At 37.1% G+C, this 15,269-nt stretch carries 16 protein-coding genes; all 16 read left to right on the top strand.

The features are described 5' to 3' along the window. The 16 genes from GVO60_RS16775 to GVO60_RS16850 all read left to right on the top strand — a co-directional run bounded on the left by GVO60_RS16775 (position 1) and on the right by GVO60_RS16850 (position 15,256). The gene (locus GVO60_RS16775; RefSeq protein ID WP_159656061.1) at positions 1-1,122 is read left to right on the top strand and encodes a DegT/DnrJ/EryC1/StrS family aminotransferase; all 1,122 of its coding nucleotides are present in this window, start codon (positions 1-3) and stop codon (positions 1,120-1,122) included. Beyond that, on the top strand, positions 1,112-2,032 hold the full coding sequence (locus GVO60_RS16780) for a methionyl-tRNA formyltransferase (RefSeq protein WP_159656063.1): 921 nt from the start codon (positions 1,112-1,114) through the stop codon (positions 2,030-2,032). Before GVO60_RS16775 ends, GVO60_RS16780 begins: the two co-directional genes overlap by 11 nt. Next, entirely contained in the window at positions 2,029-2,679 is a 651-nt protein-coding gene (hisH, locus tag GVO60_RS16785) for an imidazole glycerol phosphate synthase subunit HisH (protein WP_159656065.1), read from the top strand. Before GVO60_RS16780 ends, hisH begins: the two co-directional genes overlap by 4 nt. Continuing rightward, positions 2,680-3,450, top strand: a complete 771-nt coding sequence (locus GVO60_RS16790) for a HisA/HisF-related TIM barrel protein (protein ID WP_159656067.1) — start codon at positions 2,680-2,682, stop codon at positions 3,448-3,450. It abuts the gene before it with no gap. Position 3,451: 1 nt separating this feature from the next. After that, positions 3,452-4,600 carry an N-acetyl sugar amidotransferase gene (locus GVO60_RS16795; protein ID WP_159656069.1) on the top strand — a complete coding sequence of 383 codons (1,149 nt, stop codon included), beginning with the start codon at positions 3,452-3,454 and terminating at the stop codon, positions 4,598-4,600. Then, a complete protein-coding gene (locus GVO60_RS16800) occupies positions 4,597-5,286 on the top strand; it encodes a polysaccharide deacetylase family protein (protein WP_159656071.1) in 690 nt (229 codons plus the stop codon). The genes GVO60_RS16795 and GVO60_RS16800 overlap by 4 nt, the downstream gene beginning before the upstream one ends. Before the next feature lie 2 nt (positions 5,287-5,288). Continuing rightward, positions 5,289-6,221, top strand: a complete 933-nt coding sequence (locus GVO60_RS16805; RefSeq protein ID WP_159656073.1) for a UDP-3-O-(3-hydroxymyristoyl)glucosamine N-acyltransferase — start codon at positions 5,289-5,291, stop codon at positions 6,219-6,221. Further along, entirely contained in the window at positions 6,218-7,057 is an 840-nt protein-coding gene (locus GVO60_RS16810; RefSeq protein WP_159656075.1) for a 3-hydroxyacyl-CoA dehydrogenase family protein, read from the top strand. Before GVO60_RS16805 ends, GVO60_RS16810 begins: the two co-directional genes overlap by 4 nt. Before the next feature lie 113 nt (positions 7,058-7,170). Continuing rightward, positions 7,171-8,316 carry a hypothetical protein gene (locus tag GVO60_RS16815; RefSeq protein ID WP_159656077.1) on the top strand — a complete coding sequence of 382 codons (1,146 nt, stop codon included), beginning with the start codon at positions 7,171-7,173 and terminating at the stop codon, positions 8,314-8,316. Further along, positions 8,313-9,554, top strand: a complete 1,242-nt coding sequence (locus tag GVO60_RS16820) for an oligosaccharide flippase family protein (protein ID WP_159656079.1) — start codon at positions 8,313-8,315, stop codon at positions 9,552-9,554. Before GVO60_RS16815 ends, GVO60_RS16820 begins: the two co-directional genes overlap by 4 nt. 39 nt (positions 9,555-9,593) lie before the next feature. After that, on the top strand, positions 9,594-10,709 hold the full coding sequence (locus GVO60_RS16825) for a glycosyltransferase family protein (protein ID WP_159656081.1): 1,116 nt from the start codon (positions 9,594-9,596) through the stop codon (positions 10,707-10,709). Positions 10,710-10,711: 2 nt separating this feature from the next. Then, positions 10,712-11,767, top strand: coding sequence for a glycosyltransferase (locus GVO60_RS16830; protein ID WP_159656083.1), 1,056 nt, complete (start codon positions 10,712-10,714; stop codon positions 11,765-11,767). Then, positions 11,764-12,834 carry a non-hydrolyzing UDP-N-acetylglucosamine 2-epimerase gene (gene wecB / locus GVO60_RS16835; protein WP_159656085.1) on the top strand — a complete coding sequence of 357 codons (1,071 nt, stop codon included), beginning with the start codon at positions 11,764-11,766 and terminating at the stop codon, positions 12,832-12,834. Before GVO60_RS16830 ends, wecB begins: the two co-directional genes overlap by 4 nt. Continuing rightward, the gene (locus tag GVO60_RS16840) at positions 12,824-14,050 is read left to right on the top strand and encodes a glycosyltransferase family 4 protein (RefSeq protein WP_159656087.1); all 1,227 of its coding nucleotides are present in this window, start codon (positions 12,824-12,826) and stop codon (positions 14,048-14,050) included. Before wecB ends, GVO60_RS16840 begins: the two co-directional genes overlap by 11 nt. Continuing rightward, positions 14,047-14,643, top strand: a complete 597-nt coding sequence (locus GVO60_RS16845) for a sugar transferase (protein WP_159656089.1) — start codon at positions 14,047-14,049, stop codon at positions 14,641-14,643. The genes GVO60_RS16840 and GVO60_RS16845 overlap by 4 nt, the downstream gene beginning before the upstream one ends. Then, positions 14,636-15,256: an acetyltransferase gene (locus GVO60_RS16850; RefSeq protein WP_159656091.1), complete on the top strand. Its 621-nt coding sequence runs from the start codon at positions 14,636-14,638 to the stop codon at positions 15,254-15,256. Before GVO60_RS16845 ends, GVO60_RS16850 begins: the two co-directional genes overlap by 8 nt. The last annotated feature ends 13 nt before the right edge of the window (positions 15,257-15,269 follow it).

Consider the following 15,269-nt stretch of genomic DNA (forward strand, 5'->3'; position numbering starts at 1 on the left):
ATGATCAAATTATCACAACCCCAAATACCGGAATCAGCTATATCTCGAGTTGGTGATATATTGCGAAGTGGTCAACTTGTTCACGGTGAAGAATGCTTAGCATTTGAAAAAGAACTTGCTGAGTATTTAGGTGCGAAGCATGTTTTGGTTGTTAGTAATGGTACCGCCGCGTTACACGTCGCGTTGCTGAGCCTAGGCGTAGGACGAGGGGATGCCGTAATAGTACCGGACTTCACCTTTACCGCGACTGCAAACATAGTTGAAATGACTGGGGCTAAAGCGGTCATCGTTGATGTCGAATCCTCTTCTTATAATATGTGTCCAAAGCTATTGGAAGAAAGAATTGCATCTTGGCAAGGGCCTGAAAAGCTCAAGGCAATTATGCCTGTTCTAGAGTTCGGAAACCCCAAAAATTTAAAACTCTACCGAGCAATAGCGGATAAATACAATTTGAAGCTTATTGAAGACGCTGCTTGCGCTCTTGGTGCTTCAGATGGGGATGCTAAAGTTGGTACAGTGGGAGATTTTGGTTGTTTCTCATTCCACCCGAGAAAGACATTAACTACTGGTGAAGGTGGAGCGATTGTTACCAATGATGATACATTGCACAAAAAAGCGATGTTGTTTAGAAATCATGGTATGGAAAGGTCGGACAAAGGCATCGAGTTTAAGAGTATTGGTTTAAATTATCGGCTGACCAATTTTCAAGCTGCAATCGGTCGAGCAATACTGCCAGAGCTAAATGATTGGATTACTAAACGTCGTGCACTTGCTAATCGATATACTGAGTTGCTGAGCCCTATAGTGGCCCAAGGATTAATAACACTACCTAATATCGTAGATGGTCACAGTGTTCAAACCTATATGATTGTATTGTCCCAGCGCTTTGAAAGAATTGAGGTTATCAAAGCACTAAGAGCAAAAAAAGTTGAATCAAACCTTGGGGCCCAAAGTATGAGTTCGCTTAGTTTGTTCAATCATTCAAGAAATATAGAGAATAGCTTTGTTGAAGGATCATATTTATATACACATGGACTAGCATTGCCCTTACATGAAGGCATGAGCAATGATGATGTTGAATTTGTCGTCAATGAATTGAGCGTGGCTTTATATGGTTTATAAGAATAAGGTTCTATTTCTGATTTCAAAAAACTCAGGATTGGCATGCCTTAAATCTTTTGTTGCTTACAATAAGGTACAAAGCCAAGTTTTTGTTATGACATTTGATGATACTGTTGACGAGCGTAATTGCTTCGAGGACATCAAGTATTATTGTGAAAGCGAAAATTTAGATCTTAAAGTAGTAAAAAATAATAGAGAATTTCTCGAGATTGTTTTCGGTTATAAATTTGATGCAGCTTTTGTATGCGGTTGGTATTGGATTATCCCCAACTCCGTTTTGCTTCATCTAAATGATCAGGTTTTTGGTATTCACCACTCTCTTTTACCGAGGTACCGTGGCTTTTCTCCTTTAGTTTGGTCAATGATAAATGGTGATGATATTGTAGGCTCTTCACTGTTTAAAATCTCAGATGGTATTGATGTTGGTGATGTTTACTATCAATGGACCGTCGCTGGAAAAGGAAAAAAAGTTAAGTGCGTCCTAGCTGAATTAGAGTCAAAAATAGCAGATAACTTTGGTTATGTTCTTAAACAAATACTCGATGGCAATAATTTAGGGAAAGAGCAAGATCATAGTTCGGCTAGTTATTGTGCGCGAAGAAATATTGACTCAGGTTTAATAGATTGGTCACAGTCTGCAGATCGAGTTCTTTGGTTTATCAACGCACAAACAGAACCATACCCTGGAGCTTACTTCGAAATCAAGGGAAAACGGTTTATAGTCGAAAGTGCTGAACTATTTACATATCCAGTCTATGCAAAGCCCGGTCAGGTTGTGATGTTTTTGGACTCAGGCATTGTTATTGGCTGTGGTGATAGTCGTGGAATTGAAGTAAAAGAAATACGTGGCAATGAGGAGCTGAATAAAGTTCTTAATAGTCATGATTTAGTTTTAGGTCATTCGTTATGATTTCAATAATTGATTGTCAAATGGGTAATATAGGTTCTGTGGTCAATATCATTAAGCATATAGGTCATGAAGTGCAAGTTATTAGCAAGAAAGAAGATGTCCTCAACGCTGAAAAACTAATATTTCCGGGAGTGGGCCATTGGGACAATGGAGTTAGAAAACTCAACGAGAGTGGGTTAAAACCAGCAATCCTTGAAGCTGTCAATGCCCGCGATACCCCCCTGATGGGTATTTGTCTGGGTATGCAACTTCTTTTTAGCACTAGTGATGAGGGAAATCAGGAAGGTTTGGGGTTAATCCCAGGCCATGTGAAAAAGTTTAACTTTGACACAGTTTCAGGTGACTTATTAACTGGCCCTAACCGTTTGCGGATTCCTCATATGGGCTGGAATATTGTACAACCTTGTAGAGAGCGAGAGTCAATCTTGGCAGGCCTTGAAGAGCTTGATGATGAGACTCGTTTCTACTTTGTACATTCTTATCATGCTAGCGATGTGCCAAAAGAATATCAGCTATTAACGAGTCATTATGGGCATGATTTTGTGTGCGCGGTGAATAAAGACAATGTCTGGGGGTTTCAGTTTCATCCTGAAAAAAGTCATAAGTTTGGTATGCAATTAGTTAAGAACTTTGCAGAGAGCATTTAAATGTTACGAACTCGAGTAATTCCAGCTCTATTACTTGATGGACAGGGTTTGGTAAAAACAACCAAATTTAAGTCTCCGGTATATGTAGGTGATGCGTCGAATTCATGTCGAATTTATAATCAAATGGAAGTGGACGAACTAGTTTTGTTTGATATTAGAGCATCAAGTAAAGCTTTGCCTGTTCAGTTTGAACTTATCCAGCAAATAGTTTCTGAGTGTTTTATGCCGATTTGCTATGGCGGAGGGGTAAAAACACTAGAAGACTTTAGAAATCTATTTTATCTAGGTGTAGAAAAGGTTTCTGTAAGTTCACTGTTATTTGAAAACCCTCAAATCGTGAAGGAAGCAATAAAGATTTATGGTGCTCAGAGTATTATAGCTACTCTAGATATAAAGCGTTCACGATTTAGAAAAGTTCAACAGGTATATATTTACAATGGTAAGAATAGAGTTAAAAAAAGCCTAGATGAAATCTTAGGCTTACTCAATTATTTGGGTGTTGGTGAAATCATCGTTAATAATATTGATAACGAAGGAACGTGGGAAGGATTTGATTGTGAACTCATTAGGTACTTCACGGATAACACAGAGGTTCCAGTTGTAGCATTAGGTGGAGCAGGTTCTAAGGAAGACATAAGAAAAGTAATACAACATGGTCATGCGTCAGCGGTCGCATTAGGCAGTATGGCTGTATTTCAATCCAAAGGGATGGGAGTATTAATAAAGTTCCCAAAATTGAGAGATTTAAAAGAATTATTAGGGGGAAACTAAAATGAGTGTGCAAATTTGTCAGCGTTGTATTTATGACGAAACCGTTCCCAATATTACGTTTGATTCAGTAGGTGTTTGTAATTATTGTCGTCAAATTGAAGAGTTTGAAATACAGTTTCCTAATGATGAGCGAGGTGCGCAAGAGTTACAAAAACTTGTAAATGAAATGAAGGCTGCTGGTAAAGGCAAGAAATATGACGCTCTGATTGGCGTGTCAGGCGGTTGTGACTCATCTTACCTAATGCACCTCATGACAAAAAAATATGGTCTTCGCTTATTAGCTGTGCACTTTGACAATACCTGGAATTCAACTATTGCAACAGAAAATATTCATGTATTAACAGATAAGTTAGGAATCGATTTATATACACATGTTGTTGAGTCGAGAGAGTTTGATGACATTTTACTGTCATTTCTAAAATCTGGAGTGCGTGATATTGAGTGTCCAACAGACATCGGTCTGGCCACCACAATGAATATGGCTGCCGAAAAATATGGCATAAAGTATAAGATTGATGGTCATTCCTTCAGAACAGAAGGCTCTGCTCCTATGGGGTGGATTTATATGGATGCAAAGTATATTCAGAGTGTCCATAAAAAGTACGGCTTGATACCGATGAAGACTTTTCCTAACTTATGGTTGTCAAAACAATTGAAATGGATGATGTTCAACCAGATAAAATCAGTAAGGCCACTGTATTATTTAGATTATGATAAAGAAGCCGCAAAAGAAATGTTAACTCGTGATTATGGATGGACATGGTATGGTGGCCATCATTTAGAGAATAGAACGGCTGCATTTTTTCACAGTTATTTTTTTCCTAAACGTTGGAATAGTGACTTCAGAATAGTCGGTTACTCTGCTTATTGTCGAGATGGGCGAATGACTAGAGAAGAAGCATTGGCGTTAATGAAAGAAGAACCTCATATTGAGGATGGACTACTTGAGTATTATAAAAAACGTTTGAATTTGAACGATGAAGAGTTTGAGGCATTAATGACTCAGCCTAAAAAATACTATACCGATTTTAAAAACTATAAAAAGACATTTGAACTTATGAGGCCATTCTTCTACCTTATGGCCAAAAAAGGACTAATTCCGTGGAGCTTTTATATCAAGTATACCTTACCTAATGAGGAACAATCATGAGTTTTAGTTTTCTGGATTTTGAGCAACAGATAACTGGTCTTATTAATGAAGGTTATAGCTTTATAAGGGTTTCAGATTATTTCATAGAGGGCGCCACTGTTAAAACGGTTATTAATCGTATTGATGTCGACTTTTCAATTGATAAAGCTTGGGAAATAGCTAGGATTCTTAAAAAACATAATATTAAGGCAAGTTGGTATTTCAGGTTTAGTTGTCCTAAATATAATTTATTTGAATACTCTACTATTAACTTAATTAATTATCTTAAGAAGTTAAAACATGAAATTGGACTTCATACAGAACTAGTAGATTTAGAGAAATTTTGCTTTATTGATGCTGATGAAATGCTTATTAAACAAAAACATATATTCGAAAATTTTTTCAATATAAATATACTAGGCACAGCTTCACATGGTGATATAACAGGGAATAATAATTTAGATTTCTGGAAAACACGTAAGCCTAGTGAGTTTGGACTCTTATATGAAGCGTATGACGAGAGCCTTTGGAATCATTGTAGATATGTCTCAGACTCTGAATGGATCCGTTGGAAATCTTACAATAACGGTATTATTATGGCAGGCGATGAGAGAAGTCCTATACAGCATGCAAAGGATAATCCTGACCTTATTTATCTCTTAACTCATCCTGATACTTATTATAATAAAAACATTCATGAGGGATAGAAATGTTCAATATATTTGAGTGCCTTAGTTTATTGAATTTAAAATATAAATTTCATGGGAACATCAATACTACTTTTACAAATTTCTGCTCGGCAACAAACCAAAAGACTAATGGTATTACTTTTCTTGACGGAAAGCGAGTTAAAGATATGACGTTGGTCAATGAGGGAGTATGTAGTGTTTATATTTTACCATTGTCAATGGTAACTAATTTTTCCAATGATGTTATTTGCGCTATTTTTACGGAAGATCCAAAAATTACTTTCTGTGAAATATACGATTTATGCTACAAGAAAAAAAATAGAAATTATATTTCTAAGAATTCAACCATTGATGATAGTAGCGTAGTTTCACCATCATCCTTTATAGGGAATAATGTGATTATTCATGAGGAGTGCGTTATTGAGAAGGGATGTCAAATTGGAGATAATGTAGTAATTTATCCGAATACAAAAATTGGAAAGAATTGTGTTGTAGAATCCAACACTACGATAGGTAGCGTTGGTTTTGGGTACTATCAATCTGAAAATGGAGCACTTAAAAACTTCCCTCACATTGGTGGGGTATTAATTGAAGATGAAGTGTATATAGGATCAAATGTATCTATAGCTCGTGGTGCTTTAAGCAATACTATTATTGGTCGCGGCTCAAAGATTGATAATCTTGTTCATATATCCCATAACGTTAAAATTGGATGCAATGTGATGATCGTTGCATCAGCTGTAATTTGCGGGAGCGTAGTCATTGGTGACGATGTGTGGATTGGGCCCAATTCAATTATTTCAGACGGTGTATCTATAGGTAATAAGGCATATATAAGCCTTGGTTCGACAGTTATTCGGGATGTACAAGACAGCCAAAAAGTCACGGGATACTTTGCAACAGAGCATCGAAATTTCATTAAATTATTGAAAAAAAATCGAGGTGGTATATGAAGTATAGTGTGCTCGGTTGCGGTGTGATGGGACAAGGGATTGCTGCTGTATTAGCATGCTTACAGGATAGCATTGAAGTTAATGTGTGGTGTCGGCAAGAAGATTCTATTGAGCAAGTTACTCAAAAGATTAAAAAATCTGTACGTCGAATTGCCAAGAAGTGTACTATTAGTTATCAAGAAGCAAGTGAAAAGATTACCGTTGTTTCGGATATTAGCTCTATCTCTGACTCACTGTTTATATTTGAAGCGATTGTAGAAGATATTGAAGAAAAGAAGAAATTATTTTCCCAGGTCTCTAATTACGCATCAAAGGAAACTGTAGTTGCAACTAATACATCGTCATTATCGATTTCTTTGTTGTCCATGGCATATAAGCACCCAGAGAATTTTGTTGGTGTTCATTTTTTTAACCCTATATCTGACCTGGATTTGGTTGAAGTTATATCTGGAAACATGACATCTAATAATACAATAAAAAAAGTTAAAAATATAATAACAGCAAGCAATAAGAAATCTGTAGAGGTCAAAGATTCACCTGGTTTTATTGTTAATCGCTTATTAATTCCAATGATTAATGAAGCTATAAACTTATTCCATACTGGGGTAGCATCTAAAGAAGATATTGACGTTTCAATGAAGCTTGGGACGAGTCATCCAATTGGACCCTTCGCGTTAGCTGACTTAATTGGAACTGACGTTTGTTTATCAATAATGAATAGTTTATACAAGGATACTGGTGATATTAAATATAGACCAAGCCCATTATTAAAAGAATATGTTCGAACTGGTCGACTAGGTCGAAAAACTGGTCGTGGATTCTACGAGTATTCCTAGTCTTGTACGCACCTATTATATTATTGTATCTTTTAAATATCACTATTTCATTATAATTGATGGTTTACATTTTAACTATTTTGAACAAAAGTTAGACATATCGAACTGCTAAGATGAAAGAAATTCTAAAGAAATTATTGTTTAATTTACAAAAAAAGCTTGTAGTTGGGTTACAGTATGCCTTTCCTGCCTCAACCTTTTCGGATTCCAAGGGTTTGGTTTTAGGAGTTGAAACTGCTTCTATATTAAAAAACATGTCCGAAATTCTCGGGCATGATTCAGTTAATTTATCTGAAAATTATTTTTATGACTTTCCGTACACCTTTGAACCTAGTAAAAAAAATCGCTTAGCTGGATTTTTTTATCGATGTTATATTCTCGCATGTGTCGTTCCAAGATACAGTACAGTAACATACATAGGTAACGACGGGTTAATAAATTTCCCCGATGATGGGCGTTGCTGGGAATTTGATTTTTTAAAATCAAAAGGTTTAAAAATTGTTTGTGTATACACGGGGACAGATATAAGATCTTTCGATAAAATGCTATCTCTTCCTCAATTGAAAAATATGGATACAGTAGCCACTTATCACCCATATATTTTAAGGTGCAGTTTGGATACTAGAGAAAAAAACATCAAGAAATTGAGTGTGGCATCAGATCGATTTTCAGATTTGATATTTAACTATCCTGTAGATCAGATATCATATATGCAAAGTGATGCTCATTACTTGCCATACATGCTACCCGATGAATTTTTTGAGTTGAGTGAAGAGCATAAATGGCTTAATGTTGAAAAATTAGTGGTACTTCACTGCCCATCTTCTCCTATACCTAAAGGTACACAGATAGTACGTGCTGCTATTAAGAAGTTACAAACTATTGGATATGAATTCGAATATGTTGAGCTTATTGGAGTTACCCACGATAAGGTTTTATCGGAGTTAGCCCGTGCTCATATAGTACTTAATGAGTTCTACGCTTTTGTACCTGGTGTTTTTGGGATTGAGGCTATGGCTACAAATTCGGTACTTCTGACATCAGCTGACAAAAATATTGAACCTATGCTTCCTGAAGGAGCTAACGAAGCGTGGGTAGTAACACCCTATTGGGAAGTGTTTGACAATCTAAAGAACGCTCTAGATTCTCCAGTCGAACAGTTACAAGAACAAGCAGAGCGAGGCTATCGTTGGTCAAAGTTACACGGCTCTCATAGTCAAGCTAAGCGATACCTTGAAAGTAAGTACGAGCAAATATGATTCGCACGTTTTTTAAGGATAGTTTTCTATATACATTAGCCAACCTCTTCACTAAAGGTATTGGTTTTGTAATGCTTCCAGTGTATTTGAACTTTCTAGATAAAGTTGAATACGGTACTTATGATTATGTTTTTACTATAGGTAGTTTTATTGCCGTAATTGTATCACTTGAAATAACTCAATCTGTGTTAAGGTTTTCTTCAGAAGCAAAGTCCCACCAAGAGAAATCTTTATATATAACCAATGGTGTTTTTTTTAACTTTGTATCTTATACCATTCTTTTGATTATTGGGTTATTTTTTATAGATGATTTGTCTTTATTTTTAACGGGGCAGTCTGATCAGAAATTAATAGCATTTTTGGCTTTGATTAGTTATTTTGTTACATCAACACTATACATGAGTTCTATTGTATTCAGGTCTAATCTCGATAGTAAATCTGCTACTATCTCCTCTGCATTCTCCGCTGCTATAGTAGCAATTTTAGGTTTTGTTGGGTTAAATGCTTTTGAACAATCATTAATAGTGATTTTGTTGAGTACCATAATAGGGCAACTGGTCGTCGTTGTTTACAACTATTCGAAAATAAGTTCTTATTGGCTTAATAAACCTAATTATGATGTTTTGAAAAAGATGCTTCTTTTTTCTTCCCCTCTCGTTTTGTCTAGCCTTGGTGTTATATTGTCTACATTGGTCGATCGTATGGTCATTAAAGAGCTTCTTGGATTTTCTGAACTCGCTGAGTATGGAGTGGCTGCAAGGTTTGCATCAATTGTGACTCTTATAACTCTGGGGTTTCAGAGTGCTTTAGCTCCTTTGATATACAGTCAGTTAGATAATCCTAACGTTAAATCTAGTATTAAAAAATTGTTCTCAATATATTGCTGTGCATCACTGATTTTTTTGGCTTTCTTGTTTTTTGTTTCTGATAAATTCTTGCTAGTGATTGTAGGTGATAACTATCATAATTCAGCATATGTCTTTGTTCTATTATCATGTGCAATGCTCATTCAAAGTGCATATGTGTTCTTTCCTGGGCTGAGCATTAGCGGTAAAACAAAAATTCTTGCAATTGTTAATATCGCAGTGGGTTTTATAAATTTATTGGGTAACTATATGTTAGTCCCTGTGCTTGGAATTGAAGGCGCTGCGTACTCAACACTGTTTTGTTCTGTATTGTTTTTTCTCATTAATATGTTTTTCTCTGAAAAAGAATTTCCTATTTTTCAGAGATTTTAAATCGCTTCAATTGCGAGATTTAAAATTAGGTTTGAAGTAATGAAAGTTGCATACTTGATTGAAGGTGAAATTGATACTGAGAACCCCAGTTCAGTATTATGTAAAATCCTTAGGAAAACAAAAATATGGACTTCTAAAGGTCATACAGTTTTGGTCTATTCTCTACGTACCGGAAATTATCTGGATGTTTGCTCTTTAGAGGTGGTTACGTTGGGGAAAAAATACACTTTAAATAGCACTGCAATTAGTAAACTATTTATAATTAACTACAACGCATATAAATTTTTTCAACACATAAGCAATCAATCTTTCGATCTGATGTACTCTCGATTGATCACTTATACTCCTCATATTGAGCTTTTATTTAGGAAAATTCCTACCATATTAGAGATAAATTCATATGAAAAAAAAGAATATTCAGGGGCAGCATATAGTACTTATACTCGAATTTATAACTCGGTATTGGGAGATAGACTGAAAAATACAGCCTCAGCATATGTGTTTGTCACTAACGAACTCGCAGCGCTCTATCGGCGAGACTTAAAAAATATACCCCGATATTGTGTTATTGCTAACGGTTACGATTTTGGTAGAGTTCCGAGCCTTAATGAGAGCGTAAGTTGTCGGGTATCGTTAGCTTTTATTGTATCACCTGGTTTGCCATGGCATGGACTTGATCACTTAATTGAATTAGCGAAAAGCTTGCCTGAATACGATTTTCATGTTGTGGGTGAAACAGGTAGTAACACTCTGAATGTCTTTTATCATGGCTATAAGACAGGAAGTGAGCTTGATGAAATATTATCAAATTCTCATATCGGTATTGCTTCATTAGCTTTGGAGAGAGCTGGGCTTTCAGAAGCTTGTCCTTTGAAGAGTCGTGAATATTTCAATTATGGCCTACCTTGCTTTGGTAGTTACGTTGATACAGATTTTTTTGATGCATCTTCTAATTTTAATCCTGTATACAAACAGATAGCAAACATTGAAGATTATGATAAATCTAAAAAAGAGATTAAGCAATTTGTTGAAAGTTGGATAAAGCAGTCACCTTACAAAAATGATGTACGGCGTAACGCTATGTTATTGTTAGACGATAGAGTCAAAGAAAGGCGAAGATTAGAACTATTTAGTGAAATATGTCAGCGGAGGTAAGTATGAAATTATTGGTTTTGGGTGATCTTGCCAGTGTTCATATGAAACGTTGGACCGATTGCTTAGATAGTAGTTATGAAACTTTTGCTTTTACTTTCGCAGAGTCTAATGTCACGTCGATTTTGGATAGCAACGTTTATTTTTATAGCAGCATTTTTCATAAGAAATCTTGGTGTGTTACAGCAATTAGACAATTGATAACGTTTTTTGATCGTGTAAAGCCAGACGTTGTACATGTGCATTATGCCAGCTCTTATGGGTTGCTGGCTTCTTTTCTCAAAACGAATAGGAAAGTACTTTCTGCGTGGGGGTCGGACATCAATTATTGTGAGAGATCTGTGCTACGTCGACTTCTGATGCGTTATACTTTGTCGTCTTATCCTATCGTAAACTGTGCGTCAAAAGCGCTTGCGGCACGAGCGGAAGCCATTTCTACTCATCCTAGTTATGAAGTGTTTCAGTATGGGATCGATACATCTATTTCTGTTAAACCGATTCAACATGATGTTGCTTCCCCAATATTTATTATTAATAGAGGCTTCCTTGATATTTATCGAGTAGATTATGTCGTGCGTGAATTTGACCAATACTTAACAAATGGTGGGAAGGGGACTTTGTTGGTCTATGGTTATGGAAAACAAACGGATGAAGAGCGAGTTCGTGAGGCTATAAAGTCATGTGATAACAGACACTCTATTCTGTTCAAAGGAAAAGTTGAACATAGCGTTTTGTTCGAATTTATGCGCAATGCTCAGTATTATATTTCCATACCAACTACAGATGGAGCGCCATTAGCATTATATGAGGCGATGCATATTGGGTTGTATCCAGTAGTTTCGGATATTGAGTCCAATCGAGAAACTTTTTCTGAAGGTTATGCAGAGTTTTTGAGCGATGATAGAAAAGCCAGTTTAGCTGTTATTTTAGAACGTTTGGTAAAGTATGGTGTTGAAACCAAAGCTATTGAAGCTAACAGAACGATTGTACAACAGAAGTACAACTATCAGAAAAATACATCTCGAATGAAGCGAATTTACGAAGGTTTATTGCAACAATGAAAATCGTAACAGTGGTGGGGGCTAGACCTCAATTTATTAAAGCCGGAACCGTTAGCAGAGAGCTACTTAACTATCCCAACGTTGAAGAAGTTATTGTGCACACTGGTCAGCACTATGACCAGAATATGAGTGATATTTTTTTCGAAGAAATGAAAATCCCCAAGCCAACTTATTCGCTGGGTATTGGAGGTAAATCGCACGGTGCCATGACTGGTCAAATGATTGAGTCCATTGAGAAGGTGCTCGTGGATGAAAAACCTGATTGGGTATTGGTTTATGGAGATACTAATTCTACATTAGCGGCTTCTCTTGCTGCATCGAAGTTGCACATTAAAGTTGCACACATTGAAGCTGGATTGCGTTCCTTTAATATGAAAATGCCAGAAGAAATAAATAGAATCCTTACCGATAGAGTGAGCTCGTTACTATTTTGTCCTACTCGAGCAGCGATTGATAACCTAGAGAGTGAGGGACTTAGCTTTTGGGATGGGGAAGCATTTCTTTCTGGTGATGTTATGCAAGATGGTGCCCTGTTCTACAAATCATTGGCGATCAAACCTAAAAATCTGGGAATAGAAGGCCCTTTCATATTATCAACGATCCACCGAGCAGAAAATACAGATGATCAATCGCGTCTACGTTCTATTTTCACTGCTCTTGAAAAGCTTGCGCTCGATACTCAAGTTGTTTTGCCATTACATCCAAGAACAAGAAATATCATTGCAAATTGGGGTATTAACTTATCAAAAAATATCAAAATTATAGACCCTGTAGGATATCTCAACATGGTGTGGCTTATTGATCACTGTAAACTCGTGATGACTGATAGTGGAGGTTTACAAAAAGAAGCTTTCTTTTTTGCTAAGCCATGCATTACGTTACGAGATGAGACAGAGTGGGTTGAGCTTGTTGAGAACAAATTCAATGTTCTTGTGGGGGCGAGTTCAGAAAAAATCTTAACGTGCTACCATAATTTCCATTTTTCATCAGACTTTAAAATGAACTTATATGGTGGTGGGCATGCAGCGAAAAATATCATCAATACTTTAGTGACATATGAAAACTAAGCTTTGGTATATTTCTAAATACGCCAACATTAAACCGTTTGGTGCTGATACTCGCCAATCTATGCTGTGTAAGCAGTTTGCGAAGGCTGGTATGGATGTTCGTTTAGTTCTTTCTAATTCCTCGCATTTGTATGATAGTTTGCCGACGTTTAAACAGCGTTACCTTGATCAAGAGCATGATGGCTTTGATGTTACTTGGGTTAATACTCCAAAGTACGATAAAGCGACCAGTGTCAAACGTTTACTTGGCTGGTTGTATTTTGAGTTAATGGTGGTTTGGTTACTGATTAGCAAAAAATACCCTAAGCCTGATGTTGTTATCGCATCTTCTTTATCTTTGTTTTCAATTATTTCTGGCGCTTTTGCTAAGAAATTTTTTGGGGCGAAATTAGTTTTTGAAGTGCGTGATATTTGGCCTCAGACCTTAATGGATTTGAAAGGCTTATCATCTAAACATCCTTTGGTAATGGTGCTTGGAAGTATGGAGAAGTGCGCTTACAAATATGCGGATGAAATCGTTGGTACCATGCCGGGGTTAGAGGCGCATGTTAAGAGCATAGTAACAACAGATTGCCGAATAACCTGTATTCCTCAAGGGGTTGATCTGAGCTTTTACCATGATCAGCAAGAGGATATTGGCGATGATTATCGTACATCTTATATCCCATTCGGCAAGTTTATTGTCACATATACGGGGACATTTGGTAGTGCCAACTCTTTGGATCGGATAATCGAATCGGCGAAACTCATTGAATCTCAAGGGTATCAAGATATTCATTTCTTATTTGTAGGAGATGGTTACCTCAAAGAGGATTTGGAGATGCATGCAAAAGGTTCAACAAATATTACATTTGCTCCGAAAGTAAAGAAATCTCAGGTGCAATCTATATTAGCTGCTTCGGATATCCTTGTTGCCGCGGTGCAAGATGAGCCCATCTATAAATATGGATTGTCATTGAACAAATTTATTGACTATATGTATGCTTCCAAACCAATAGTGGCAATGTACTCAGGTTATCCGTCAATGATCAACGAAGCTGACTGCGGGGAGTATACTCCTGCCAACGATCCTGTAGCTTTTGCTAACGCGGTCGTAGGTTTATACAAAAAACCTGTTGATGAACTTAGTATGATCGGTAAACGTGGTCATCAATTTGTTGTCGCCCAAAGAGAGGTGAGTGTTATCGCTAAGAAATATATGGAGCTTCTAGGATGAAGAGACTGTTTGATTTCACTACGTCGTTGATAGCACTGATTGTATTATCCCCAATCATTGCACTCGTTGCTTACAAGATTAAGAACAACTTGGGTTCCCCAGTACTTTTTCGTCAAACTCGCCCAGGATTGAATGGTAAACCTTTCGAAATGATCAAGTTTCGGACAATGAAAGATGCCACGGACAAAGACGGTAACCCACTTCCTGATTCTGAGCGTATGACGCCATTCGGCGATAAGCTAAGAAACTCTAGTCTAGATGAACTACCCGAACTTTGGAATGTTCTTAAAGGCGAAATGAGTCTTGTTGGCCCTAGGCCGTTGCTTATGCAATATCTTCCTCTGTACAATAAAGAGCAAGCTAGACGCCATGATGTTCGCCCAGGTGTAACAGGTTGGGCACAAATAAATGGGCGCAATGCAATCAGTTGGGATGAAAAGTTCAAGCTTGATGTTTGGTATGTTGATAATCGTTCATTTTGGCTTGATATTAAAATCCTCTTTTTTACAGTTAAAAAAGTGTTTGTAAAAGAGGGTATTTCAGCAGATGGACATGTCACTATTGAACCATTCAAAGGAAATGCCGATGACTAAATGCGCCATTTTAGGTGCTAGTGGCCATGGGAAAGTGATTGCTGAGATAGCGGAGCTTAACGGTTATCGTGAAATTCACTTTTTTGATGATCGTTGGCCTGCCTTGAAAAATGTCGAGCATTGGAGCGTGTTGGGAGACAGTGATACTCTGCTGAAGCATGCGACATCATACGATTTAGTGGTAGTTGCGATAGGCAATAATCATATCCGATTGCCAAAAATTAAGGCTCTTGAGCAAGCCGAAGCCGTTTTAAAACCATTGATACATCCGTCTGCATCGGTGAGTGGTTACGCTCAGTTAGGACTAGGTACGGTCGTAATGGCGAATGCTGTCGTGAACCCTTTTGTGACTATAGGCGTTGGGTGTATCATCAATACTTCTAGTTCCATCGACCATGATTGTATAATATCAGACGGCGTTCATATCAGCCCAGGCGCTAATATTGCAGGTGGTGTAACAATCTCAGAATACTCCTGGATAGGTATTGGCTCTCAAGTAAAGCAGTTGGTAACGATAGGTAAAGATGCCACAATCGGTGCCGGAGCTACTGTTATTCATGATGTCGCTGATGATGCCACAGTTGTTGGAACTCCTGCTCGTCCTCTTTCATAACATAAGGTTTTAT

The sequence above is a fragment of the Vibrio atypicus genome, assembly GCF_009811315.1.
Taxonomy (GTDB): Bacteria; Pseudomonadota; Gammaproteobacteria; order Enterobacterales; family Vibrionaceae; genus Vibrio; species Vibrio atypicus.